The sequence below is a fragment of the Zoogloea sp. JDB1 genome, from assembly GCF_056724025.1.
In genome coordinates, this window is record NZ_CM161496.1 from 2738950 (window position 1) to 2764763 (window position 25814).

The following is a 25814-nucleotide window of genomic DNA, read 5'->3' on the forward strand; positions in this document are numbered from 1 at the left end:
CTCAGTAGGTTATCGAGTATTGTGCGGATTGTTGCACGATCCGACGCGGCGTAGCCTGCTTCGTATTCCTACTGCATCAATGAAAGGACACGAAGAATGGATATGCACTCGACCGATCTGGCCGGCAAGGTGGTACTGGTAACCGGCGCCTCCTCCGGCATGGGTGCTGCTACCGCGCTGGCTCTCGGCAAGGCTGGCGCACGGGTGGCATTGGCGGCCCGGCGTACCGAGGCCTGCGCGACGATCGCCCGGCAGATCGAGGAGGCCGGCGGCGAGGCGCTGGTGGTGAGGCTGGATGTAGGAGTCGAGGCACAGGTGCGCGAGGCGGTGGCTGCAACCGTCGCCCGCTTCGGGCGATTGGATGGCGCTTTCAACAACGCAGGCCTCCTCGGGCCGACGGCGCCCCTGCATGAAATCGCCAGCGAGGATTTCGATGCGGTGATGCGCACCAACGTATCGGGCGTGTTCTGGGCCATGAAGTACGAGATCGCCGCCATGCTGCAGAGTGGCGGTGGGGCCATCGTCAACAACGCCTCGGTCGTCGCCCAGGTCGCTTTTCCCGGTCTGTCGCCCTACAACACCAGCAAGCATGCGGTGCTGGGGCTGACGCGCTCGGCGGCGCTGGACTACTACCGGCTTGGTATCCGTATCAACGCGGTGTGTCCGGGGCCAGTGGAGACGCCGATGGCTGAGAGCGGCTTCGGCAGCCTGGACAATCTGCGGGCGGCCGGCGAGGGCTTTCCGGCTGGGCGCGTCGGCCAGCCGGATGAAATAGCCCGACCGGTGTTGTTCTTGCTTTCCGGTGCTGCGAGCTACATCAGCGGGCAGGGGTTGGCGGTGGATGGCGGCTTTACGGTTCAGTAAGGGAGGGGTGATGCAGATGGAACAACGTGTTCTCGGCCAGGGCGGCAATACAGTGTCGGCGATCGGCCTGGGCTGCATGGGCATGAGCGAGTTCTACGGGCGCAGCGATGACGGGGAGTCCCTGGCCACCCTGGCCCGCGCCCTGGAACTCGGAGTGAGCCTGTTCGACACTGCCGACACCTATGGCTTCGGCCATAACGAGGAACTGCTAGGCCGCTTCCTGCGCGAAGGCGGTCCAGTCCGCCGGGATCAGGTCCGGGTGGCCACCAAGTTCGGCATCGTGCGCGAGGCGGGGCGCTACGAGCGGCGCATAGACAATTCTCCCGCCTACGTGCGTCAGGCTTGCGAGGCATCCTTGCGGCGGCTGGGCGTGGACTGTATCGATCTGTACTACTGCCATCGACGCGATCCGGCCGTGCCGATCGAGGAGGTGGTCGGCGCGATGGGTGAGTTGGTGCGCGCCGGCAAGGTGCGCCGGATCGGCCTCTCCGAAGTCTCGGTGGACAGCCTGCGGCGGGCCCATGCGGTGCATCCGGTGGCCGCGGTGCAGAGCGAGTATTCCCTGTGGTCGCGGGAGCCGGAGGGGGGCATGCTCGCCGCCTGCGCGGCGCTGGGCGCTAGCTTCGTCGCTTACAGCCCCCTCGGCCGCGCCTTCCTGACCGGAACGGTGGAGACAGGGGCGCTGGCCGAGGACGATTTCCGCAAGAACAATCCGCGCTTCGAGGCCGAGGCGGCGGAGGTCAACCGCGGCTTGGTGGCCGGCCTCGAGGCCTTCGCGGCGGTGCGCGGTGTCAGCAGTGCTCAGGTCGCCCTGGCCTGGCTGTTGGCCAGCCATCCCCATGTGATCCCGATCCCCGGCACCCGACGAGTGCGCTGGCTGGAGGAGAACATCGCGGCCGCCGCGCTCCGCCTGACAGAGGACGAATGCCGCGAGTTGGGCCGACTGTTCGACCCGCATCGGGTGGCCGGCGCACGCTACCCGGCGGCGGGCATGCTCGGCATCGAGTAGCGCCGCCGCCAGGCGCAGCACGGCTCAGGGATACAGCCCGCGCATCTCCCGCGCTGTCAGGATGCGTTCGCAGGCCAGGATGAAGGCGGCGGTGCGCAAGCTCACCCGCCGGGCGCGGGCTGTGTCGCGGATGTGCGTGTACGCCTCTTCCATGATGCGGTCGAGGCGGGCGTTGATCTCCTCCTCCGACCAGAAGAAGCTCGAGAAATCCTGCACCCACTCGAAGTAGCTGACCGTTACGCCGCCGGCGTTGGCGAGCACGTCGGGCACCACCTGGATGCCGCGCTCGGCGAGGATGTCGTCGGCCTCCGGGGTGGTCGGGCCGTTGGCGCCTTCGAGCACGATGCGGGTGCGGATGCGCGGGGCGTTGTGAATGGTGATCTGCTGTTCCAGCGCCGACGGCACCAGGAAGTCGCTTTGCACGTCCCAGAAGCTGTCGTCGGGAATCCGTTCGCCGTCGCGGAACTCGGCCAGCGGCCGGCCGGCGGCGACCCAGGCCAGCAGGGCCGGGATGTTCAGCCCGCCCGGGTGGAACACCGTGCCGGAGACGTCCTGTACCGCCAACACGCGGGCGCCGGCCTCGTGGAAGCAGCGCGCGGCGGTGCCGCCCACGTTGCCGAAGCCCTGGATGGCGACGCGGGCGCCGCTCAAGGGGATACCGGCATCCTTCGCCGCCGCCGCGCCGACCACGAACACGCCGCGCCCGGTGGCGTCCCGGCGGCCGAGGCTGCCGCCGAGGCTGAGGGGCTTGCCGGTGACGACGCCGGTGGCGGTGCGTCCCTGGTTGATGGAGTAGGTGTCCATCATCCAGGCCATGATCTGCTCGTTGGTGTTCACGTCCGGCGCCGGGATGTCCTTGTCCGGCCCGATCAGTACGTTAAGCTCGCTGGTGTAGCGGCGGGTCAGGCGTTCCAGCTCGCCGTGGCTGAGGGTCCGCGGGTCGACCCGGATGCCGCCCTTGGCGCCGCCGTAGGGCACGCCGACGGCGGCGTTCTTGACGGTCATCCAGCCGGCGAGGGCCATCACCTCGGAGAGGGTCACGTCCTGGTGGAAGCGGATGCCGCCCTTGCCGGGGCCGCGGGAGGTGTTGTGGTGCACCCGGTAGCCCTCGAAGTGGGCCACCGTGCCGTCGTCCATCTTGACCGGCACGTCCACGATGAGGACGCGCTTGGGGCGCTTGAGGGTGTCGACCCAGTAGGTCAGCTCGCCCAGGTAGGGCGTCACCCGGTCGATCTGCTGCATGTAGACGCCCCAGGGGCCGGCGTCGTTGCTGGGGCGGAGGTAGGAAGGCAAGGGGTCGAGCATGGTTTCTCCTGTGGGGGCTGAGTTGCGCGGAGTGCCGGCGGAGGGCGGGGCCGCCGACGCCCTGGAGTGGTTTAGAAGTTGTACTTGACGGCGCCCTGGACGCGGCTGGAGGTGCCTTCGGCGCCGCCTTCCACCTTGCGTTGGGACCACACGTACTCCATGCCCACGTCGAGCTGGGAGGCGGCCTTCCAGATCAGGTTGGCGTGCACCTGGCGGGTATCGGTGTTGAGGCCGGAGATGTCGCCGAAGCCGGTCCTGTTGTTGATGTGGGTGGCGTTGAAGGACACCGTGGAGCGCAGCACGGTGTTCCAGAAATGCTGCAGGGCCAGGTAGCCGCCGGCCGCCTTCTGGGCCGACAGGGTGCCGGAGCTGGCGTCGTAGGCGGCGGCGCCGTACACGTCCTGAATGTAGCGGCCGATGCCCTGGCCGCCGTTGAGCTGGTAGAGCACCGTGTCGTTGGCGCCCAGCTTGAGGGTGCCGCCGAGGCCCAGTGCCCAGCCGGTGGTGGAGGCGTGGTTGTTGCCGCTGCCGTCGTCGGCCTTCAGCGGGCGGACCAGGGCGCGCAGGTCGAAGTGGCCGTAGTCGCCGCTGTGCTGCCACTTGGCGGTGAGGTCGGCGCCGCGGTCGATGGCGGTCACGTTGCCGCCGTTGTCGCGGGCGTCGGTCTGGGGGTTTTCCACCGACACCGAGAACTGGCTGGCGCTGCCGAGGGCGGTGGTGTAGCGCAGCTGCGGCTGGCGGATGAAGACCTGGCCGGTGGGGCCGTTGAATTCCAGGGTCTCGGGCATGGCGTCCAGGTCCATGAAGTTGGACCAGGTCTGGCCGGCCAGCCAGTTGCCGACGGTGCCGTAGGCATGGCGCAGGCGCGGGCGGGCCGAGTTGGTGTAGGTCTCGCTGCCTTCGTCGGTGAAGAAGTCGAACTCGATCTTGGTCTTGATCTCGCCCAGCTCGCTCGGCGTGGCGGTCTGCATGTTGATGCGGGACGTGCGGGCGCTGAAGGTGGTGGTGCCCTTGCGCTTGGCGTCGGCGCTGCCGTTGAGGGCGATATCGCCGGCGCTCACGGCGCGGCCCTGGTTGCCCTTGAAGTCGTAGATGGCGTCGAGCTGCACATAGCCGCCGAACTTGATGGAGGTCTCGGTGCCCGGCATCTTGAAGGAGCCCGGCATCGAGCCGCGGACGACCACGTCGGCCGGGTTGAGGGCCGGCGCCGGGGCTGGTGCTGCGACGGCGACGGGGGCGGCGACCGGGCGGCTTTCCAGCTGCTCGATGCGCGCCTGCATCTTCAGCAGCATGGCTTTCAGGTCTTCCACTTCGCCGGCACAGGCGATGCCGGGCACGGAAAGGACGCCGGTGGCTGTGAGGGCGAGGATCAGTTGCGGCTTCTTCATGGTACGGACTCCCAATTGACGGTGTTGAAAACGGTTTCAGCAGGCAAGGCGTGCCCCTGCGCGGCGGGGCGCATGAAAATTCGGTCCGGGGTGGGCCCCGTGTTATCGGGTGGGGAGCCGCAGCCCCGAGGCAGGGACTGCGGCGGGCGGGCGTTTAGCCCTGGGCGGCGAGCACCGCGCGCAGGCTGGCTTCGAGCACGTCGAAGCCTTCTTCCAGCAGCGCGTCGTCGAGGGTCAGCGGTGTCATCAGGCGGATCACGTTGCCGTAGCTGCCACAGGACAGCAGCAGGAGCTGGCGCTTGAAGGCTTCGGCGACCAGGGCCTTGGTGATTTCCGGTGCCGGGCGGGTGCGCTCGGCGTCGTGGAAGAACTCGAAGGCCACCATCGCGCCGACGCCGCGCACGTCGCCGATGCACGGCGCCCAGCCGGCCATGTCGCGCAGGCGGGCCTGCATGCGGGCGCCGATCTGGACGGCGCGCTCGCACAGTTTTTCTTCCTCGACGGCGTCGAGCACGGCCAGCGCGGCGGCGCAAGCCAGCGGGCTGCCGGAGTAGGTGCCGCCGAGGCCGCCGGGAGAAACGGCGTCCATCACCTCGGCGCGGCCGACGATGGCGGAGATCGGGAAGCCGCCGCCGAGGCCCTTGGCCATGGTGATGATGTCCGGCTGGACGCCGCTGTGTTCGATGGCGAAGACCTTGCCGGTACGCGCCATGCCTGTCTGGATCTCGTCGGCGATGAGGAGGATGCCGTGCTTGTCGGCGAGGGCGCGCAGGCGCTGCAGGAACTCGGTGGGCACCGGGTAGTAGCCACCTTCGCCCTGCACCGGCTCGATGATGAAGGCCGCCACGCGGGCCGGCTCGATATCGTTCTTGAACAGCAGCTCGATGCCGTGGATGGCCTCGTCGATGCAGGTGCCGTGCAGTTCGCAGGGGAAGGGCGCGTGGTAGATCTCGGCCGGGAAGGGGCCCATGCGCAGCTTGTACGGATCGACCTTGCCGGTCAGCCCGAGGGTCATGCAGGTGCGGCCGTGGAAGGCGCCGTTGAAGGCGATGATGCCGGGCCGGCCGGTGTAGGCGCGGGCCACCTTGACGGCGTTCTCGACGGCCTCGGCGCCGGTGCTCATGAAGAAGCTCTTGGCCGGGCCGTCCACCGGGGCGAGGGCGTTGAGACGCTCGGCGAGGGTCACGTAGCCGTCGTAGGCGACGACCTGGAAGCAGGTGTGGGTGAAGGCTTCCATCTGGGCGGCGGCGGCTTCGACGACCTTGGGGTGGCAGTGGCCGGTGTTGACCACCGCGATGCCGGCCACGAAGTCGATGAAGCGGCGGCCTTCCACGTCCCACAGCTCGGCGCCCTTGGCGCGGCTGGCGAACAGGGAGTGGGCCTGGCCCACGCCGCGGGGCAGGGCGGCGGAGCGGCGGGCCATCATGTGGGCGTTTTGTTGTTGAAGCGCTTGGTTCATTGCTGTTCTCCGTATGAAGGTCTGAATGTCTTGGTGCAAAGAGGGAATAAGGGATCAGGCGTCGAGGCCGCCGAGGGCCACGTACTTGATCTCCAGGTAGTCATCGAGGCCGTGGCTGGAGCCTTCGCGGCCGAGGCCGGAGGACTTGACGCCGCCGAAGGGGGCGACCTCGGTGGAGATGAGGCCGGTGTTGACGCCGACCATGCCGTACTCGAGGGCTTCGGAAACCCGCCAGATGCGGCCGATGTCGCGGCTGTACAGATAGGAGGCGAGGCCGAATTCGGTGTCGTTGGCCATGCGGATGGCGTCGGCTTCGGTGGCGAAGCGGAACAGCGGGGCCATCGGGCCGAAGGTCTCTTCGCGGGCCACCGCCATCTCGGTGGTGACGCCGGTCAGCACGGTGGGCTCGAAGAAGCTGCCGCCGAGGGCATGGCGCTTGCCGCCGGTGAGCACCTGGGCGCCCTTGGCGACGGCGTCGGCCACGTGGCGCTCGACCTTGGCAACGGCGGCCTCGTTGATCAGCGGACCCTGGGTGGTGCCGGGCTCCAGGCCGTCGCCGACCTTGAGGGCCATGACCGCCTCGGCCAGCTTGGCGGCGAAGGCCTCATACACGCCGTCCTGCACCAACAGGCGGTTGGCGCAGACGCAGGTCTGGCCGGCGTTGCGGTACTTGGAGGCGAGGGCGCCCTGCACGGCGGCGTCCAGGTCGGCGTCGTCGAAGACGATGAAGGGCGCGTTGCCGCCCAGTTCCAGCGACAGCTTCTTGATCGACGGCGCGCACTGGGCCATCAGGCGGGCGCCGACGGCGGTGGAGCCGGTGAAAGACAGCTTGCGCACGATGGGGTTGGCGCACAGCTCGCCGCCGATCGCCGCCGAGCTGGCCACGTCGCTGGTGACCACGTTGAAGACGCCCTTGGGGATGCCGGCGCGTTCGGCCAGCACGGCCAGCGCGAGGGCCGAGTAGGGCGTCTGCGGGGCCGGCTTGAGGACCATCGTGCAGCCAGCGGCGAGGGCCGCGCCGGCCTTGCGGGTAATCATCGCGGCCGGGAAGTTCCACGGCGTGACGGCGGCGCACACGCCGACCGGTTCCTTGATGACGAGCAGGCGACGGTCGGGGAAGGGCGATGGGATGGTCTCGCCGTAGGCGCGCTTGCCTTCCTCGGCGAACCATTCCAGGTAGGAGGCGGCGTAGGCCACTTCGCCGCGGGCTTCGGCGAGGGGCTTGCCCTGCTCGCAAGTCATGATGACGGCCAGGTCTTCCTGGTTTTCCAGCAGCAGTTCGTACCAGGCGCGCAGCAGCTTGTCACGCTGGGCGGCGGGCAGGCGGCGCCAGGCCGGCAGGGCGGCGTTGGCAGCGTCGATGGCGCGGCGGGTTTCCGCGGCGCCCATCACCGGCACGGTGCCGAGGCTGGCGCCGCTGGCCGGGTTGAGGATCTCGCTGGTGGCGCTGTCGTCGGCCTCGCACCACTCGCCGTTGATGAAGGCGGCATGGCGGAACAGGGTGGAATCACAGATTTTGGGCATGAGAAGGGCTCTCCCGACACGAGTGGGATTAAAAAAACAGAGGTGGATCAGGGGTTTAGGTTTTTAGCGCGACTCTCAGCGCAACTCTCAGCGCGACTTTCCGGTGCGCAGCTTCTCGGAGCGCTGGCGGAGCCATTCGAGGGTCAGCAGCATGAGGGTGGAAAGCACGATCAGGATCGTCGCCACCGCGGCGATGGCTGGGCTGATGTTCTCGCGGATGCCGGCGAACATCTGACGCGGCAGCGTGGCCTGGCCGGGGCTGGCGAGGAAGAGCGTGACCACCACTTCGTCGAAGGAGGTGGCAAAGGCGAATAGCCCGCCGGAGACGATACCCGGTGCAACCAGCGGCAGGGTGACCCGGAAGAAGGTCAGCACCGGGTTGGCGCCCAGGCTGGCAGCGGCGCGCACCAGGTTGTAGTCGAAGCCCTGCAGCGTGGCGGTGACGGTGGTGATGACGAAAGGCACGCCGAGGGCGGCATGGGCCAGGATCAGCCCGGTGTAGCTGCCGGCCAGGCCGAGGGGGGCGAAGAACAGGTACACCGCGACGCCGACGATGACCACCGGCACCACCATCGGCGAGATGAGGATGGCGGTGAGCAAGGCTTTGCCGGGGAAGTCGCTGCGCACCAGGCCGATGGAGGCCAGGGTGCCCAGCACCACCGCCAGCAGCGTGGCGGCCGGCGAGACGATCAGGCTGTTCATCAGCGCGTTGCGCCACACGTCGGAGCCGATGATCTCCTCGTACCAGCGCAGGGAGGCGCCGGCCATCGGGTACATCAGGAAGGAGTCCGAGTTGAAGGACAGCGGCACGATGACCAGGATCGGCAGGATCAGGAACAGCAGGATCAGGCCGGCGATGACCCGGTGGGCGTAGAACCAGGTCCGTTCGAGGGGCGAGGCGTAGGCTTGCAACATGGTGTTCTCCTTCAGCGGGCCTTGGCCGTGTTGCGACCCTGGCCGGCGTAACGGGAATAGACAACGTAGAGCAGCAGGGTGGCGCCGAGCAGCACGGTGGAGAGGGCGGCGGCCATGCCCCAGTTGATCGTCTCGTTGGTGTAGAAGGCGATGAAGTAGCTGGCCATCTGCTCCTGCGGGCCGCCGAGAAGGGCGGGGGTGATGTAGTAGCCCATCGACAGGATGAAGACCAGCAGGGCACCGGCGAATACGCCCGGCAGGGTCTGCGGGAAGTACACCTTCCAGAAGCTCTGGAAGGGCGGGCAGCCGAGGGACTGAGCAGCGCGCAGGTAGATCGGCGAGATGCCTTTCATCACCGAGTACAGCGGCAGGATCATGAAGGGCAGCAGGATGTGGGTCATGGCGATGTACACACCGAGGCGGTTGAACACCAGCTGCAGGGGTTCGTCGATGAGGCCGAGGGCCTGCAGGGCCTGATTGACCAGGCCGCCGGACTGCAGCAGCACGATCCACGAGGCGACGCGCACCAGGATGGAAGTCCAGAAGGGCAGCAGCACCAGGATCATCAGCAGGTTGCTGCTGCGGGTGGGCAGGCTGGTCAGCAGGTAGGCCAGCGGGAAGCCGAGGACCAGGCAGCACAGGGTGACCACCAGGCTCATCCAGAAGGTGCGGCCGAGCACGTCCAGGTAGATGGCCTGGTCTTCGGTGGCGGCGACGATGGCGCCGTCGGCATCGAGCGTGTGGTCGAGGGCAGCCAGCAGGTAATAGCTGGTGTAGGGCTGGCCGGCGCGGGCCATGACCTGCCAGGTGTGCGGCTCGCTCCAGCGCGGATCGATGGCGGCGAGGCCGTCCTGAAGGTTGGCGCCGTCGGGCAGCGGCAGGCTGCGGGCGGTCTTCATGATCAGGCTGCGGTAGCCGGTCATCTCGGTATTGAGTCGCTTGGCGGCGGACGCCAGCTCGGTGGTGCCGTGGGCGGCTTCCATTTCCTTCACGAAGACGGCGAGGGTCGAGGCCGGCGGCAGGCCCTGGCCATTCCAGTGTTCCAGTGCAGCGGCGGTTGCGGGCAGGCCGCCGACCACTTCGGGGTTGTCCACGCTGCGCTTGAGCAGTGCGCCGATGGGCCACAGAAAGGTCAGCAGCAGGAAGACGGCGAGGGGGGCGATCAGCGCCAGGTGCAGCAGCTTCTTGCGCCGTTCGGCCCGCTGCAGGCGGGTCTTGAGGGGCAGCGCCCGTTCGGCGGGCTCGGCGGCGGCGGGTGCGGTCAGGGTGGTGGCGGTCATGGGGGCTTCATCCATGGTGGTCGTCGGGGCCGGAGCCCGGTCGGGTGACGCCCGGCCAAGGTCCAGGGCAGGAGAGGGGGAGGTGCTGCTCGAGGACATGGCGGGCGTCATTCGGCGGTCGGCTTACTTGGCGGCCCAGCTGTTGAAGCGCTGCTCCAGCTCTTCGCCGTGTTCGACCCAGAACTGGGTGTTGCTGGGCAGGGCGCTGGCGATGTTGGCGGCGGAGGTCGGCAGTTCGGCGGCGATCTGCGCCGGCATCGACTTGGCGGCCTTCAGGTTGGTCGGGCCGTAGGGGATCTCGCCGGAGAAGACCTGCTGGTTCTCGGCCTTGCTGGAGAAGTGCAGGTACTTGTAGGCCAGGTCACGGTTGGGGGCGCCCTTCGGAATGGCATAGGACTCCACGTCATAGATGTTGCCGCCCCACACCATCTTGAGGTTCTTGCCTTCCTTCTGGGCGGTGGCAATGCGGCCGTTGTAGGCGGAGCTCATTACCACGTCGCCGGCGGCGAGCATCTGCGGCGGCTGGGCGCCGGCTTCCCACCACTGGATGGAGCCCTTGATCTGGTCGAGCTTCTTGAAGGCGCGGTCGACGCCGTCCTTGCTGGCGAGCAGCTTGTAGACCTGGTCGGGCTTCACGCCGTCGGCGAGGAGGGCGATCTCGAGGGTGAACTTGGCGCCCTTGCGCATGCCGCGCTTGCCGGGGAATTTCTTCAGGTCCCAGAAGTCGGCCCAGCTGGCAGGGGCGGCCTTCAGCTTGTCGGCGTTGTAGGCGAGCAGCGTGGACCACACGAAGAAGCCGATGCCGCAGTCGGTGACGGCCTTGCCGATGAACTCGTCCTTGCCGCCGATCTTGCTGTAGTCGAGCTTCTCGTACAGGCCTTCCTCGCAGCCGCGGGCCAGCTCGGGGGATTCGACCTCGACCACGTCCCAGGTCACCTTATGGGCTTCGACCATCGCCTTTACGCGGGCCTGCTCGCCGTTGTATTCGCCGGGCAGGATCTTGTTGCCGCTGCTCTTCATGAAGGGCTGGTAGAAGGCCTTGTCCTGGGCCTTCTGGTTGGTGCCGCCGAAGGAGATCAGGGTCAGTTCGCTGGCCATGGCGCTGCTACAGGACAGGATGCCGCAGACGGCGAGGGCGATGGATTTGAGGGCATGCATGGTGGTGGTTCTCCGGGATAGTGGGATGGCGTGGATCGGAAAAGACGACGGGTGCGGCGGATTCGTCAGGCGCTCGGCGTGGGAGCCAGGGCGCGCAGGTGGGCGGCCGGGATGCCGACCTCGATGGGTTGTTCGGGGCGCAGCTCGTGGCTGAGCTGGGAGATCGGCGCCTTGACCATCAGGCTGGACTGGTTGCCGAGGTCGAGCTGTACGCGCACGTGGTCGCCCTGATAGATGAGTTCCTTGACCTTGGCGCTGAAGCGGTTCTCGCAGCCGGCCGAGGCACCGTTGAGGACGATGCGCTCGGGGCGCACGGAGACCACCGCGCTGCTGCCCACCGCGCCGACGTCGGCGGCCCGGGCCTGGACCACCGCGCCGCTCGGCAGGCGGATCGCACAGGCGTCGCCGTTACGCTCGAGCAAGGTGCCCTGGAAGGTGTTGCTCTCGCCGATGAAGCCCGCGACGAAGGCATTGGCCGGTTCCTCGTAGAGGCATTCGGCGCTGTCGATCTGCTGGATCTCGCCACGGTCGAAGACGGCGATCCGATCGGACATGGTCAGCGCCTCGCCCTGGTCGTGGGTGACGAAGACGAAGGTGATGCCGAGGCTGTCGTGGAGGTGCTTGATCTCGATCTGCATGTGCTCGCGCAGCTGCTTGTCGAGGGCGCCGAGGGGCTCGTCCATCAGCACCAGTTCGGGTTCGAAGACCAGTGCGCGGGCCAGCGCGATGCGCTGTTGCTGGCCGCCGGAGAGCTGCTGCGGGTAGCGGTTGCCGAAGGCTTCGAGGCGCACCATTGCGAGGGCGCGCTTGACCTTGGCGTCGATGTCGGCGGCCGGCAGCTTGCGCACGCTGAGGGGGAAGCGCAGGTTCTCGGCGACCGTCATGTGCGGGAACAGCGCGTAGTTCTGGAACACCATGCCGATGTTGCGGCGGTGCGGCGGCACCTTGTTGATGACCGTGCCGCCGACGCGGATCTCGCCGGAGGTGGGGGTCTCGAAGCCGGCCAGCATCATCAAACAGGTGGTCTTGCCCGAGCCGGAGGGGCCGAGCAGGGTGAGGAATTCGCCGCGGCGGATCTCTAGATTGAGGTCGCGGACGATGAGGGTTTCACCGTCGTAGGTCTTCTGGACGCGGGTGAAGGTGACGTGGGCTTCCTGCTGGGTGCTGCCGGGTTGTGCGGCCATTGGGTAATCCTCCAGGGTGCGGTTCACAACGGGGCCGACTATGCCGGCGCCGTTTGTTGCGAGTTCGTTAAGGCCATAGTAGGGTGCGAAAGCGGTTCTGTAGAGAGCCACTTATTGCGCACTGGAAGGAACCACTTTGCGAGAACCTTTCCATTCGGGGTCTGTGGACCTGCTTTCCGGCCGGCGCGTATTGCGCTGCAGGACGACGCGGCCGCGGCTCCGGAACCCCCGACTGACGCAAGATTGACGCCACTTTTCCCCTGCCATGGATAACCGCCTGATCGTCGAATTGCTGCAGCAGCACCTGGCCCGCCAGCCGGAAGGCCTGATGCTGCGCATCCGCACTTTTCTGGCCCTGCGCCAGGCCATTCTTGATGGGCAATTGCCCCCTGGCACCCGCTTGCCCGGCACCCGCTCCCTGTCCCGGGATCTGGGCATGGGTCGCAATACGGTGCTTCGGGCCTATGAGCAGCTGTTCGCCGAGGGCTATATCGAGGGCCTGATCGGCGACGGCTCCTACGTGTCGGAGGCGCTGCAGCGGGTTGGCCGCCATCCGACCCCCAAGCGGCTGGTCGGGACGCGGCGGGAGGGCTTATCGCGGCGCGGCGGGGAGATCGCGGCGGCGAGCAGCAGCAGCCGGATCCAGCGCGGGGCCTTCATGCCGGGGGTGCCGGATACCGAGAACTTCCCGTTCGCGATCTGGCGGCGCCTGTTGAGCAAGTATTTCCAGCCGGCTCAGTCGCATCTGCTGCAGTACGCCCACGGTGGCTACGGACCGCTCAAGGTCGCCCTTGCCGAGTACCTGCACGTGACGCGGATGATGAAGTGCTCGCCGCGCCAGATCCTGATCCTGAATGGCTCCCACCAGGCGGTGGACCTGTGCGCGCGGATGCTCACCGACCACGGCGACCGGGCCTGGATCGAGGAGCCGGGCTACTGGGGCTCGCGCAACGTGCTGCGCGCGGCAGGGCTCGACGTGCGGGCGATCCCCCTCGATGCGGGCGGCATCGCGCCGACGGCGGAGGACTGGGAGGCGCCGCCGCGCATCATGTGCCTGTCGCCGTCCAGCCAGTACCCGACCGGCGTGGTGCTGTCGCTGGAGCGGCGCCTGGAGGTGCTGGAGCAGGCCGAGCGCTGCGGCGCGTGGATCATCGAGGACGACTACGACAACGAGCTGCGCTACCACAACCAGCCGCTGGCCTCCCTGTTCGGCCTGTCGCGGACCCAGCGGGTGATCTACGTGGGCACCCTTAGCAAGGTGATGTTCCCCGGCCTGCGTCTGTCCTACATGGTGGTGCCTGAGGATCTGGTGGATGCCTTCTCGATCGGCAACGCGGAGCTGTTCCGCGAAGGGCGGATGGTCGATCAGGCGGCGCTGGCGGAGTTCATCGATTCAGGCCACTTCACCGCCCACATCAAGCGCATGCGTGGCATCTACCGCACGCGGCGGGACATCCTGCTCGACGAGCTCGGCACGCGCCTGGGCGACAGCGTGCGGGTCTCCGGTGGGCATGCCGGGCTGCAACTGGTGTATCTGTTCGACGCGCCGGTGGACGATGCGGCGCTGGCCGCCGACGCGCTGGCCGACGGCGTGGTGGTACGGCCCCTCTCCCTGTACTACATGGACCGCAGCCGTAGCGAGCCGGGCCTCAACCTGGGCTTCGCGGCGGTGCCGGACGAGCTGATACGCCCCGCGGCAATCAAGCTGGCGCGGGTCGTGGAGGCGCATCTGGACAAGGCTGCCAGGCGAGGCTGAGCGGCGTTCCGCGAGGCGGGTAAACGAAAAAACGGCACCCGCAGGTGCCGTTTTTCGTAGCGCAGCTTGGGCTCCGCTTATTCCATCGCCTCGTACAGCGGAAGGGTCAGGAATTCCGGGTAGTCCGGGGTCAGCGACATCTTGTCGAAGATCTCGGCGGCCTGGTCGTAGGTGGCGGTGTCCTCGCCCTGGGCGGTGACGGTAGCCTTCACCTTGGCCAGTTCCTCGGCGATCATCGGGCGGACCAGCTCTTCGGTGACCTTGCGGCCGTCGTCGAGGATGCCCTTCGGGCTGACCACCCACTGCCAAACCTGGGAGCGGGAGATTTCGGCGGTGGCGGCGTCTTCCATCAGGTTGTGGATGGGCACGCAGCCGTTGCCGGCCAGCCAGGAGCCGAGGTAGTGGATGCCGACGTTGATGTTGTTGCGCAGGCCGGTTTCGGTGATCGGGGTGGTGGGACGGAAGTCCAGCCACTGGGCCGGGCCGAAGGAGCCTTCGACCTGCTTCTCGAACTGATTCGGCTTGTCGCCCAGCACCTTGACGAACTCTTCCATGGCGATGGACACCAGACCCGGGTGAGCCACCCAGCCGCCGTCGAAGCCGTCGTTGGCGTCACGGGTCTTGTCGTGACGGATGCCGGCGAGGGCCTTTTCGTTGGCTTCCGGATCGCCCTTGATCGGGATCAGGGCCGACATGCCGCCCATGGCCGGCGCGCCGCGCTTGTGGCAGGCCTGCACCAGGGCCAGCGCGTAGGAGCGCATGAAGGGCACTTCCATCGTGATGGCGCCGCGTTGGGCCAGGCAGAAGTCCTTGTTCTTCTTGAACTTCTTGATGCAGGAGAAGATGTAGTCCCAGCGCCCGGCGTTGAGGCCGGCGGAGTGCTCGCGCAGTTCGTACAGGATCTCTTCCATCTCGAAGGTGGCGAGGATGGTTTCGACCAGCACGGTGGCCTTGATGGTGCCTTGGGGCACGCCACAGTGGTCCTGGGCCATCACGAAGATGTCGTTCCACAGGCGGGCTTCCAGGTGGCTTTCCATCTTCGGCAGGTAGAAGAAGGGGCCGGCGCCGCGGGCGATCTGTTCCTTGGCGTTGTGGAAGAAGACCAGGGCGAAGTCGAAGATGCCGCCGCCGACGCGCTGGCCGTCAACGGTGACGTGCTTCTCGTCCAGGTGCCAGCCGCGCGGACGGATCTGCAGGGTGGCGATCTTGTCGTTGAGCTTGTATTCCTTGCCGGCTTCGTTCTTGAAGGACAGTTCGCGGCGGATCGCCTTGTAGAGGTTCACCTGGCCCTGGAGCTGGTTGTCCCAGTTCGGGGAGTTGGAGTCCTCGAAGTCGGTCATGTAGGAGTCAGCGCCGGAGTTGAAGGCGTTGATGATCATCTTGGCCTCGACCGGGCCGGTGATCTCGACGCGACGGCATTGCAGCGCGGCGGGAACCGGCGCGACCTTCCAGTCGCCTTCGCGGATGTGCTTGGTTTCCGGCAAGAAGTCGGGCATTTCACCGGCGTCGATACGGGCTTGGCGCTCGACACGGGCCTTCAGCAGTTCCTGGCGGCGGCCTTCGAAAGCGCGGTGCAGCTTGGCGACCAGCTCGAGAGCTTCCGGGGTGAGGATGGTTTCGTAGCCCGGACGAATCGGGGCATTGATCTGCATGCCGGCGGGGAGGGTGAGGCTCATGATGACTCCTGGTTGAGAAGTTGAAAAAGCTGAAATTGTTCAGGCGCGGTGGCGCGCCACGTAATCGACGACATCGGTCAGCAGGCGGCCCTGGACGGTGGGGGCGACATCCAGTTGCTCGAGGGGCTGGCCGCTGCGGTTGATCCAGAATGTGGTATAGCCGAACCAGGTGGCGCCGGCGGCATCCCAGCCGTTGGACGACACGAACAGGATGCGTTCGGCCGGGCAGTTGAAGGCCTGCGGCGCCAGCGCATAGGCGTCGGCGGCGGTCTTGTATTTGCGCACTGCATCCACCGACAGCACGTGGTCGAAGAGGCCGTGCATGCCGGCGCTCTTGACGGCGACCTGCAGCATTTCGGGCGTGCCGTTGGACAGGATGGCGGTGGGCACACCGGCTTCCTTCAGGGTGCGTAGCGCGCCCAGGTTCTCGGGGAAGGGAGACAGGCAAGCATACTGGTTCATCAGCTGGGTGCGGCGCTGGGCGTCGAGTTCCAGCCCGAGTCTGGCGGCGGCGTACTGCAGGCCGTCCTGGGTGATGTCCCAGAAGGGCTTGTAGCGGCCGGACAGGGTACGGATGAAGCTGTATTCGATCTGCTTGATGCGCCACAGATCGGCCAGCGCGGCACCCTTGCCAGGGTAAAGCTGTTCGGCCAGCAGGCCCACCGAGTAAACGTCGAAGAGCGTGCCGAAGGCATCGAATGCAACAGCCTGGATTCGGGGCGCGTGCGCCATGCTCTTGAGGTCCTCGTCAATGCTGCGGTTTGTCGTTGGTGGTGCTCCGGAGCGCTTCTGCCGGGCTCTTGCCCGGTGGCGCCACTCGATGAGCTTCTCCTCCACCACGTTGGAGCGAAGTTTATTTAATGACTAAACAAAAAAGAAGCCATAATAAAATCAAATGATTTTTTACTTTTAGTATCAAGTGAGCAGCTTTAAGGAAATCGAGACTTTCGTCAGCGTCGCGACTCGTGGCAGCCTGTCGGCCGCCGCCCGTGCCGAGGGCGTGACGCCGGCGATGATGGGGCGGCGCATCGACGCGCTGGAGGAGCGACTGGGGGTGAAACTGCTGGTGCGCACCACCCGCAAGCTGAGCCTCACCTTCGAGGGGAGTGCCTTCCTCGAGGATTGCCAGCGCATCCTCAACGACCTCGCGAATGCGGAAGCTTCGGTGAGCCTGGGTGGCGTGAAGGCCAGCGGGCACATCAAGGTGTCGGCGCCGGCGGGCTTCGGCCGGCGCCATGTGGCGCCGCTGGTGCGGGATTTCCTCGCTGCCAATCCGGAGGTGACATGCAGCCTCGACCTCAGCGACCGACTGGTGGATCTGGTGAACGAAGGCGTCGATTGTGCGATCCGCATCGGCGAGTTGAGCGACTCGAGCCTGGTGTCGGTGCGCTTGGCGGACAACCGGCGGGTCGTCGTGGCAAGCCCGTCCTACCTGGCCCGCAACGGCATTCCGGAAACCCCGGACGAGTTGGCACGCCATGATTGCCTGTCCCTCGACCCGCAGCGGGGCTGGGTGTTTGCTGACCTGGACTCACCGGGGCAGGCGCGCACCGTCAAGGTGTCCGGGCGTTTCGAATGCAACGACGGCACGGTGCTGCACGAATGGGCGCTCGGTGGCATCGGACTGGCCTGGCGTTCCATGTGGGAGGTGGAGCGTGATCTGACGGGCGGTGCGCTGGTGTCGGTGCTGGATGAGTGGGCAGCGCCGGCCACCGGCATTTATGCCGTCTTTCCGCAGAATCGCCGCCTGCCACTGCGGGTACGGCTGCTCATCGATCATTTACGCGGGGTGTTCGGACGTCTGGACTATTGGGGGGGCTGAGAAGGTGTCAGCGGACTGAACTCCAGATCCTTGTCGACCGGATTCTCCAATTCGATTTCAATAGCGATGCGACTGGGGACCGGATGTCCCAGAATTTCGGCAGGTGAAAAGCTCCAGTCGCGGATAAAGCCGGCATATGTTGCCGCTGCGTGGCACGTGTATGGCGTACAGACTGGCGTGGTTCGGACTACACGGCCGTCTGCATCGATATCCACTTGAATCAGGAGACGACCAGATGGAGCCCCCGGGTTGGATGGCCAGTCTTGTGGACCTACTTTCGTGAGTAACACTGGAGGGCGGCTCAGGGCCTCAATAGGAAAGAAAGGCACCTCGGCGCCCGCGTTGGAGTTGGATGGGGCTTCGTCTGTACTCTGTTGATGGGAGGAGGGCGTGCGCGTCATGGACTGTCGGTCGGATGGCCCGTTGGAGATTGGAACCCTGTCTGGGGAGCGCTGCTTGGGTAAAGCGGGAGGAAAGGGGCGCGGTGGCGCAGTACGCAAGCTCGCTATCAAGGGGGGGGCTGTGGGGGACGCCTGACCGGTGTGTGGTGCGCGGTCCAAAGTGATCAGCGCCCCCCAGTGGAGGGTAATGGAAAGCACACTCGCGACGAGCAGCGATGTGTCAGGGTAAGGCCTCATCGAATGCTGTCTCGTCGGCAGTGGCAGGGCACATCAGGATAGGGGCAGACGGGCGGTTCATCGCAAGCCGCTTGTCTGGATAAACGCACCTTTGATCGTCGTTGTCTCGCTTTGGACGACGGCAGGTTCCATCATGTGTGGAGGGAGAATGTTCATGAACAGAATGCGCGGATTTAGTTTGATCGAATTGATGATCGTGGTGGCCATTGCCGGCATCCTTGCGGCAGTTGCCGTGCCGGCTTATACCGAGCACATCGCTCGGGGAAAGATCGCACAGGGCGTTGAGGCACTGTCCGAGGCAAAGGTGCGGATGGAGCAGGTTTTCAATGCCAACCGGTCTTATATGCTGGCAGATGGCTCCTGTCCCGATTTTAGCGCCAGTTTCAGCGGGCTGCCATTCACGATCGCCCACAGTCCGGCGTGTACCGCCAATACCTTTACACTCAAGATAACCGGAACCTCGGCGGGTGGAATGAGTGGCTACTGGTATTCAATCAATGAAAGCAATGAAAAGAAATCGGCAACGCCATCCAGCACTGGAAACTGCTGGTTAATGAGCAAGGGGGGATCGTGCTGACCGGACATGCCCAGAGAGGGGTGACTTTACTGGAGTTGATGGTGACGGTGGTTATCGTGGCCATTCTGCTTGCCGTTGCAATACCTTACTTTGGGGGCTTGATAGCGCGTGGTGCGGTCGGGTCGGGTGCTCAGCTGATCCAGAATGCATTGAGGCAGGCTGAGGCCGAGGCGATTCGACGTAATAGCGATGTCGAGTTCATGCTAACAGACGATGTGCCAAGCGTCTCGTCGGTGGCAACCCTCGTCGCCAAGGCGAACGGCAAGAACTGGACAATCCGGGTGGTTGATGTTGCGGCCTCGAATCGTTATGTGAACGGTTACACAACAAAGGATATTTCCGGCGGCATCGCCTACCAGGGGCCTGCAAGCATTCGTTTCAGTGGGGCCGGGCGCGTATTGGATTCGACGGGAGCGGCAGTGAGCGGGAAGCAGATTTTTCGGGTGTCACAGACGGAGGGGGGCGATTTTGCCTACTGTGTTTTTGTGACGCCTGGAGGAGGGGTGAAAATGTGCAATCCGGCGCTTGCCAGTGGAAACCCGCAGGCTTGTCAGCCGATCTTGGCCGCGACTGATTGTCCGGGGGGGTAGTCCTGTGATGAAACGTGCGATTCACGGTTACGTTTTGCTTGAGGCGCTGGTTGCGCTATTGATATTTTCCTTGGGTTTGCTCGGGATGATAGGTTTTCAAGCTGCATCCACACGAATCGTCACGGATGCCCGCTTTCGAACGGAGGCGGCCATTCTCACGGATGAATTGCTTGCCAAAATGGCTGTTGACAGGCGCGATCTTGTACTCAGTAACTATCCGTTCAATTCGGATGGAAGTGGTGCAAGTGGTGCTACTTCGAAAGTGTGGTTCGATCAGCGTGTCGTTGCCGGAAGCAAATTGCCCAATGCGAAGGCCCAGGTGGCGGTTTCCAAGGGGGATGCGGCTGATACCTTCATTGTTACAGTCGTGCTTCAATGGGATTTGCCCGGGGCGACTGACGCGACTAAGTCAAAGGTGGAGCACGGAGTATATGAAACGACAACCATGCTTTTCTAACCGCCATTGCAGACGGCGTCGCAGGCAGTGTCATGCGCGGCAGTCGGGTATCAGTCTTGTCGAATTGATGGTTGGAATGGTGGTTGGGCTTTTGGCCAGTCTGGTCATCGTGCAGACTTTTTCGTCGAGTGAGATGTTTCGTCGAAATTTGTCCGGGGCGGGGGATGCCACGCAGGCTGCGGCAATCGTCGCCCAGCGGTTGGATCTGGTGCTCCAGGAGGCAGGGGCTGGGCTGGCACGAGGCTCGCATGTCTGGGGGTGCCAATTGTTGGTGAATTACGCAGGGACGGCCATCCTTCCGCGTCCCGACCCGTTTCCGAGTCCTTTCGGCAGTGTTCCACAGAAAATGCGGGCGGTTCCGTTGGCCATCGTGGACGGTGGAACAAGCGGATCCGACGTTCTTGTCGTTATGGCGGGGGATTCCGCAGCAGGTAACAGGCCCATCATGGTTTCGTCGACAGGTTCATCGCTTGTGGTGAAGCCTACCCCAGCCCTTGGTATGGGGCTCAAGGCCGGTGCAGATGCCTCCTTGTTCGATATGTTTCTAACTGTTCCCCAGGACGTTCCAGATGACCCCGGGGATTGTCGCCTAGTGCAGGCGCAGAGCACTTTTTCACCTGCAACGCTGGCCACGGACAGTTCTATCGGGGCCAAGATTGTTACGGTCTCCAATGCCGACATTCCCTTGAATGGAATGTCATATGGAAATGTGGACTCAGGAATTCTCACGAAGGCACCGGCTGCATTTCACTTGGGCTTGCGGAATGCTCCGACGTTTGCCTTGCTGGGCGTCAATGGCGACGGGGAACTCGTTCAGTTCGACATTCTCAACCGTTCTGATCCACAGGTTCTTGGCGAAAATGTTTTTCTCATCAAGGCCAGATATGGGCTTGACGATGGCGTTGGTGGAACGGACAACGACAACGCAGTGGATGAATGGGTTTCACCGTCGGAGAGTGGCTGGACAATAGCCAACGTGCTTGATGGGAAGCTGGCAACCCAGCAAAAGATCGGATACATCAAGGCTGTTCGCATCGCAGTGGTGATGCGTTCGGCGCAACCGTTCATGACCGATGCACCCGTCACTGAATTGAATCTTTTTCAGGATTTACCCGAGAAGAGGCGATTCAAGAGATCCCTGAGTGCAGACGAGCAGCGTTACCAATATCAGGTGTATGAGTGGGTCATTCCTTTAAGAAACATGAAGGTGCCACCCAATGTGTGATTTTCATATTGAAGGTGCTATGTCGGTTGAGTTCAGAGGCGGCTTTGGGCGGCAGAGCGGTGCCGTTCTGGCTGTCGTACTGATTATCTTGCTTGTAATGATGCTGGGTGCGACATCCTTGCTGAGTTCGGTCGGTACGTCGGCCTTGCTGTCGGGCAATATCGGCTTCAAGCGCGATACAAATAGCAGGTCGGCACGTGGGGTTGGGGATGCGTTCAAGCAAATGACGGGTACCAATAGAACAACACTCCTGAGTATTCAGGACTCCATTGTGGGCTGTCCTCCGCCGGCGAGTACCGGCGTAAAGTGCACTGCAGCAACGCAATGGGTCAAGCAGAATTTCTATCCTCGTCTGCTTGAGTCCGATGAAAATGGGATTCCCGTTATTATCAAGGATGCAACTGCATTCGATTCGGTCTTCAAGGTGGCGGCGCAATCCTATACCGGAGGATTTGCTGCATCGGATGTGACCAAGACCAGGTTCTTGATTGAGCGTATGTGCACGACATATGGGCCGGCATCGGCTCTCACATGCATGCTTTCAAGCAGTTCTCCTCGGGGCGGGACGGGATGGGCTGGAAAACCCGGCTCCACGGCTACCCCTCTTTATCGGGTTACGGTGCGTACTGACGGGGTGCGCAACAGCCAGACTTATGCGCAGTGGATTGTTACCTTTGCGCAAGAATAGTGTTGTTTCCGTCAAACGGGGATTGATGATGATGAACCTGCTTAAAGTACAGCGCAAATGCCCAGGTGTCGGATCCGGACGGATCGCAGCGCGACTCATGCTTGCTACCGCCTTGTGGGGCGCTGTCCTGCCGTGCGCGCGCGCGGCTGAAACCGGCCTGGCCAACGTGCCGATCCCTGCAAGTCAGGAAGCGGTACCTGCCAATGTGATGCTTGCGCTGTCTGTGGAGTTTCCGACGGCTCAGAGTCACGCCAATTTCAGCTCGGCCTTGGCTGCCAATTCAACGTCAGATAGTCTTTTCGAAAAGACACGCAAGTATCTCGGTTATTTTGATCCAACCAAGTGCTACGATTATGACGCTACAAATAACTACTTCGTGCCATCTGGGACGACGGACGTAACGAATTCCTTTAAATGCCCGGGTAAGTGGTCGGGAAACTACCTGAACTGGGCAACCATGTCGGTTCTCGATCTATTCCGTTGGGCGATGACGGGAGGGGCGCGAGACATTGATCTACCTCTTGATTTTTCGGCTACGGCGCCGGTGGGTAAGACCGTATTGAAGAAGAGTTGGTCGAGTAATCAGGGGACGCAGCAGAATTTTCCCGACAAATCGCTGCCATATGGAGATATCACTTCCTATACCCCTTACGGTGTGAGTGGAACCAAGAATCTTGTGGCGGTCGTTCTCAACAAGGGGCTTAATGTCGAGTTTAGCTATAGCACGGGAACCACGGCAGGGGCAACGGTTTACAAGAGTCTCCAGGTTCGGGTGCTGGTGTGCGATGGAACGGATCCAACCAAGCACGAGTATCCAGACAATTATTACTGTCAGAAATATCAAAGCCCCGATGACAGGACAAAGTTTGTCTACAAGCCGGTTGGGCTGATTCAGAAGAATATTGACCGGATGCGTTTTGGTGCTGTCAGCTATTTGAATCTGAATAACGACACCTATGGTAATGATACGCAGTTGCAGGCCGTGGATGGGGGGGTCTTGAAGGCTCATATAAACGACTCCAAGACTTATGAAATTCTGCCTACGGGGGTTTTTCCTGCTGACCCGTATCCGGCTGATAAGGGGGGGGATGCCGATGTCACAAAGACGGGGGCGATCAATTATTTGAATAATTTCGGATATGGTGCAAAAAGTTACAAGAGATACGACAATGTCAGCGAGATGTATGCGGTGGCGTTGCGTTATCTTCTCGGTCCGAAAGGGATTGGGAATATTGCTGGCTACTCAAGCATTCCCCCTGTTCCAAACTCAGGGTCCGCGCCGTCTTTGACGACAGCGCAAAAAAAGGCAATAAAGGATGATTTTCCTGTCATTTCGACATGGAAAGATCCGGTTCTGAGTGCGGCTGCGGGGGGGATGTGTCAGAAGCAGTTTGTCATTGGCGTGGGTGATACAAATACATGCTGTGATTCCAATCTGTCCGGCGGTGTTACGCCGGTAAATGCGGTTGTGGCTGGGGAAAGGTTTGCTGGAAAGACAGCCAATTACTGGGTGACGCAAATTCCGAGCTATGATCTGACCCATGATTACATCGCGGGCTTGGCTTTTGCCGCTAATACCCAGGCCCTTCGGAGCGATTTTCCGGATATGCGTATCAAGACTTTTTGGCTTGATGTGCTGGAGTTTTCACACAAGGCACCCAATAACCAGTATCAGAAGGCCGCAAAGTACGGTGCATTCAAGGATGTGAATAATAACGGCGTGCCTGATGAAGGCGAGTGGAATGCCTTGAAGCAAACGTACGCAGGTGAGGTCCTGCCAGATGCCTATTTCCCCGCGTCCGATCCTGATCGCATGTTGACGGGTCTTTCTTCTGCATTTAGCCAAATCAACGCAATGATCGGGGCCGCAGCGGGAGCGGCTCTGCAGTCGTCGGCCATTTCCACGACAGCGACTACCGATGGAGTGTACCTGACAAGCTACAATTCCCAATATTGGTCTGGAGATTTGCAGGGCTTTACAATCGATGCTTCCACGACACTCGGTGTGATCAAGACCAGTTTGGTGTGGAGTGCCGCCTCGCTGCTTGATGCCAAGGTGGCGGGGACTGGATGGGATACGGCGCGCAAGGTGGTGACGCTGGCGCCCAATAGTTCTGGTGTGCTGGTCGGGGTGCCGTTCAGGATTGGAAGTCTTTCGACTGCACAGAAAGCCACTCTAGGGGCCACGACGACGGAGCAGAGTGACATACTGAACTATCTGCGCGGGGATACCAGTAAGCAGTCCACATTGACGACCCGAAATACTTATCGTTATCGCGCTTCGGTCCTGGGCGATATTGTCGACTCGGGGGCATTGTACGTTGGGCCGCCTAGCGAGGTCTATAGCGATGCTTACAACCCGGGGTATTCTGCTTTTGTGGCAGCAAAGGCCTCCAGAACGCCGGTCGTATATGTTGGCGCCAATGACGGAATGCTCCATGCATTTGATGCGCGTGTCTCCGGTACCGGAGGGGGGGCTGAGTTGTTTGCGGTTGTGCCGAATGCGATGTTTGCCGGCCCGGATGGAGTACCGGTGGAAAGTGGTTTGAAGGCTTTGAGTGGCAATGACTATCTTCATCATTACTATGTAAATGCTACGCCATTTGCGCGGGATGTCGACTTTGCGAGAGCGGGAGGTGTTATTGAGACCAATTCAGCAAGGTCGGATTGGCGCACGCTTCTTGTTACGGGCTTGGGGAAGGGCGGGCGTAGTTATGTTGCAATGGACGTGACGGATGTCCCTACTTCATCAACGTCTGAGGCGACCATTGCGGGCAAGGTTCTCTGGGAGTTCACTCACGAGGACATGGGGTTCAGCTACGGGCGTCCTTTTATCGTGAAAACGAGGAAATGGGGATGGGTGGTCGTTATTGCTGCTGGCTACAATAACAATCTTGGCGTGTCCAGTAGCAGCGCGCCGGGCAAGGGTGTGGTGTTCGTGCTCAATCCTACAAATGGCGCTCTTCTCCAGAAGATCACTACTTCTGCAGGTAGTGTGACGACACCCTCAGGTTTAACTCATCTGTCGGGATATGTGCAGGATTATGCTGACATGACCATGGATCAACTCTATGCAGGGGATTTGCTCGGTAATGTATGGCGTTTTGATTTCATGAGCCCGACGCTGTCGGTTCCAAGCGAGACAACCCCGATCGCCATTTTGAGGGACGTTGATGGGAACCCGCAGCCTGTGACGACCGAGCCGCTAATTGAAACTGCGCCCGATTTGGTGCGATATGTTTTTGTCGGAACCGGGCGTCTTCTGCACACCAATGATCGGGATAGCACGCAGCGGCAGACTTTTTACGCCGTACGAGATGGTACGGTGACCAATCCATACTCGACGGCGGCAGGTGCGCCCAATCCCTTGCCTTCAGGGGTTACATTTCCCGTCGGGCGCAGCCAGATGGTGCAGGTGGCGAATCTCATAGAGGGCGTGACAATGGACTCGAGCAAGCCTATGGGGTGGTACTACGATCTCATTGAGACGGCGGACTCTCCGAAGGCACCCGCAGGAGCCAGTAAAGGACCTGAGCAGGTTGTGATTAATCCCCAAGCCAATGAAGGTGTCGTCTCATGGGTAGGGTCTGCCATGACCCAGGATAAGTGCAATCCCGCTGGTGTCAGCTCGACATACGCCGTCAAATATGGAACCGCAAAATCGGTTTTCTCCTTGCTTGATGCTACTAGCAATGCAGTGACGGTGCAGGGGAGTATCCCTTCGAGCGTAGGGTTGGCGGGATTGAGACTGGTTCGTTACGGATCGACAATTAGGCTTGTCGGGTCTCGCAGCGATGCATCAGCGCCCTCGTTCGTTGGGAGTCAAGTTTCGGGCTTTGGCGATCCGCGTGTTTTGAACTGGCGAATTATCGGGCAGTAAGGTGGGGCCCCGCGTCGCTGTCATGCGTTTTATATGGGATGACGGGCTTGCGTAGTTTTTCTTTATCTGTATAATGCGCAGCTCTTGGAGCCGCTGTAGCTCAGTCGGTAGAGCAGCGCATTCGTAATGCGAAGGTCACCAGTTCGATTCCGGTCAGCGGCACCATAAATGCATTCAGGCCAACTCCATAGGGTTGGCCTTTTTGCTGAGACTTGAAGTTGCTCAAGTGAAAGTGCTTGACGGCTAAAGCTTTGAGATGTTTTTTGAAAGTCAGCAGTGGCGGCATTAGCTCAGTTGGTAGAGCACTGGATTGTGATTCCAGGTGTCACCGGTTCGATCCCGGTATGTCGCCCCAGAATATATGAAAAAAGCCCTGAGGAATCAGGGCTTTTTTTTGCCGCATTTTCGGTAATACGCAG

The 25814-nt window shown here is 62.8% G+C and carries 20 protein-coding genes and 2 tRNA genes; 12 read left to right on the forward strand and 10 right to left on the reverse strand.

Translation table 11 applies throughout. The annotated features are described in order from the left end of the window. Positions 1-96 precede the first annotated feature (96 nt). Positions 97-864 (forward strand): SDR family NAD(P)-dependent oxidoreductase, encoded by a 768-nt coding sequence (locus AC1PPK_RS12220; RefSeq protein ID WP_481118083.1) that lies wholly within the window; start codon positions 97-99, stop codon positions 862-864. Positions 865-880: 16 nt separating this feature from the next. Continuing rightward, positions 881-1873 (forward strand): aldo/keto reductase, encoded by a 993-nt coding sequence (locus AC1PPK_RS12225; RefSeq protein ID WP_481118084.1) that lies wholly within the window; start codon positions 881-883, stop codon positions 1871-1873. A gap of 24 nt (positions 1874-1897) precedes the next feature. On the opposite strand, the gene AC1PPK_RS12230 is transcribed toward AC1PPK_RS12225, so the two are convergent. The 8 genes from AC1PPK_RS12230 to AC1PPK_RS12265 form a co-directional block, all read right to left on the reverse strand. After that, entirely contained in the window at positions 1898-3178 is a 1281-nt protein-coding gene (locus tag AC1PPK_RS12230) for a Glu/Leu/Phe/Val family dehydrogenase (protein ID WP_481118085.1), read from the reverse strand. A 71-nt stretch (positions 3179-3249) separates the two neighbouring features. Next, positions 3250-4566, reverse strand: a complete 1317-nt coding sequence (locus AC1PPK_RS12235; protein WP_481118086.1) for a DcaP family trimeric outer membrane transporter — start codon at positions 4564-4566, stop codon at positions 3250-3252. A 154-nt stretch (positions 4567-4720) separates the two neighbouring features. Then, entirely contained in the window at positions 4721-6025 is a 1305-nt protein-coding gene (gene gabT / locus AC1PPK_RS12240; RefSeq protein WP_481118087.1) for a 4-aminobutyrate--2-oxoglutarate transaminase, read from the reverse strand. Between the two features lie 54 nt (positions 6026-6079). After that, on the reverse strand, positions 6080-7549 hold the full coding sequence (locus AC1PPK_RS12245) for an NAD-dependent succinate-semialdehyde dehydrogenase (protein ID WP_481118088.1): 1470 nt from the start codon (positions 7547-7549) through the stop codon (positions 6080-6082). Positions 7550-7636: 87 nt separating this feature from the next. Continuing rightward, positions 7637-8464 carry an ABC transporter permease gene (locus tag AC1PPK_RS12250; RefSeq protein ID WP_481118089.1) on the reverse strand — a complete coding sequence of 276 codons (828 nt, stop codon included), beginning with the start codon at positions 8462-8464 and terminating at the stop codon, positions 7637-7639. A gap of 11 nt (positions 8465-8475) precedes the next feature. Further along, positions 8476-9759, reverse strand: coding sequence for an ABC transporter permease (locus AC1PPK_RS12255; protein ID WP_481118090.1), 1284 nt, complete (start codon positions 9757-9759; stop codon positions 8476-8478). A gap of 108 nt (positions 9760-9867) precedes the next feature. After that, the gene (locus AC1PPK_RS12260; RefSeq protein WP_481118091.1) at positions 9868-10902 is read right to left on the reverse strand and encodes an ABC transporter substrate-binding protein; all 1035 of its coding nucleotides are present in this window, start codon (positions 10900-10902) and stop codon (positions 9868-9870) included. A gap of 65 nt (positions 10903-10967) precedes the next feature. Beyond that, a complete protein-coding gene (locus tag AC1PPK_RS12265; RefSeq protein ID WP_481118092.1) occupies positions 10968-12086 on the reverse strand; it encodes an ABC transporter ATP-binding protein in 1119 nt (372 codons plus the stop codon). Between the two features lie 265 nt (positions 12087-12351). Between AC1PPK_RS12265 and pdxR the strand changes: the two genes are divergently transcribed. Further along, entirely contained in the window at positions 12352-13842 is a 1491-nt protein-coding gene (gene pdxR, locus AC1PPK_RS12270) for a MocR-like pyridoxine biosynthesis transcription factor PdxR (RefSeq protein ID WP_481118093.1), read from the forward strand. A 77-nt stretch (positions 13843-13919) separates the two neighbouring features. Here pdxR and aceB read toward each other — a convergent pair whose 3' ends face one another. Together aceB and AC1PPK_RS12280 are read right to left on the reverse strand one after the other, a co-directional pair. Next, a complete protein-coding gene (gene aceB / locus AC1PPK_RS12275; protein ID WP_481118094.1) occupies positions 13920-15518 on the reverse strand; it encodes a malate synthase A in 1599 nt (532 codons plus the stop codon). Between the two features lie 39 nt (positions 15519-15557). Next, a complete protein-coding gene (locus tag AC1PPK_RS12280) occupies positions 15558-16250 on the reverse strand; it encodes a haloacid dehalogenase type II (RefSeq protein WP_481118095.1) in 693 nt (230 codons plus the stop codon). Positions 16251-16437: 187 nt separating this feature from the next. Between AC1PPK_RS12280 and AC1PPK_RS12285 the strand changes: the two genes are divergently transcribed. The 9 genes from AC1PPK_RS12285 to AC1PPK_RS12325 all read left to right on the forward strand — a co-directional run bounded on the left by AC1PPK_RS12285 (position 16438) and on the right by AC1PPK_RS12325 (position 25750). Then, positions 16438-17340, forward strand: coding sequence for a LysR family transcriptional regulator (locus AC1PPK_RS12285; RefSeq protein ID WP_481118096.1), 903 nt, complete (start codon positions 16438-16440; stop codon positions 17338-17340). 792 nt (positions 17341-18132) lie between these two features. Next, on the forward strand, positions 18133-18555 hold the full coding sequence (locus tag AC1PPK_RS12290; protein WP_481118097.1) for a type IV pilin protein: 423 nt from the start codon (positions 18133-18135) through the stop codon (positions 18553-18555). Next, on the forward strand, positions 18549-19145 hold the full coding sequence (locus tag AC1PPK_RS12295) for a pilus assembly FimT family protein (RefSeq protein ID WP_481118098.1): 597 nt from the start codon (positions 18549-18551) through the stop codon (positions 19143-19145). The genes AC1PPK_RS12290 and AC1PPK_RS12295 overlap by 7 nt, the downstream gene beginning before the upstream one ends. Positions 19146-19152: 7 nt before the next feature. Continuing rightward, positions 19153-19602 (forward strand): type IV pilus modification PilV family protein, encoded by a 450-nt coding sequence (locus AC1PPK_RS12300; protein ID WP_481118099.1) that lies wholly within the window; start codon positions 19153-19155, stop codon positions 19600-19602. Continuing rightward, positions 19577-20827: a PilW family protein gene (locus AC1PPK_RS12305; RefSeq protein WP_481118100.1), complete on the forward strand. Its 1251-nt coding sequence runs from the start codon at positions 19577-19579 to the stop codon at positions 20825-20827. Before AC1PPK_RS12300 ends, AC1PPK_RS12305 begins: the two co-directional genes overlap by 26 nt. Then, entirely contained in the window at positions 20820-21515 is a 696-nt protein-coding gene (locus AC1PPK_RS12310; protein ID WP_481118101.1) for a pilus assembly PilX family protein, read from the forward strand. The genes AC1PPK_RS12305 and AC1PPK_RS12310 overlap by 8 nt, the downstream gene beginning before the upstream one ends. A gap of 25 nt (positions 21516-21540) precedes the next feature. After that, a complete protein-coding gene (locus AC1PPK_RS12315) occupies positions 21541-25395 on the forward strand; it encodes a pilus assembly protein (protein WP_481118102.1) in 3855 nt (1284 codons plus the stop codon). An 89-nt stretch (positions 25396-25484) separates the two neighbouring features. Further along, positions 25485-25560: transfer RNA gene (locus tag AC1PPK_RS12320), tRNA-Thr, on the forward strand. A 114-nt stretch (positions 25561-25674) separates the two neighbouring features. Further along, positions 25675-25750, forward strand: a tRNA-His gene (locus AC1PPK_RS12325). Positions 25751-25814 lie beyond the last annotated feature (64 nt).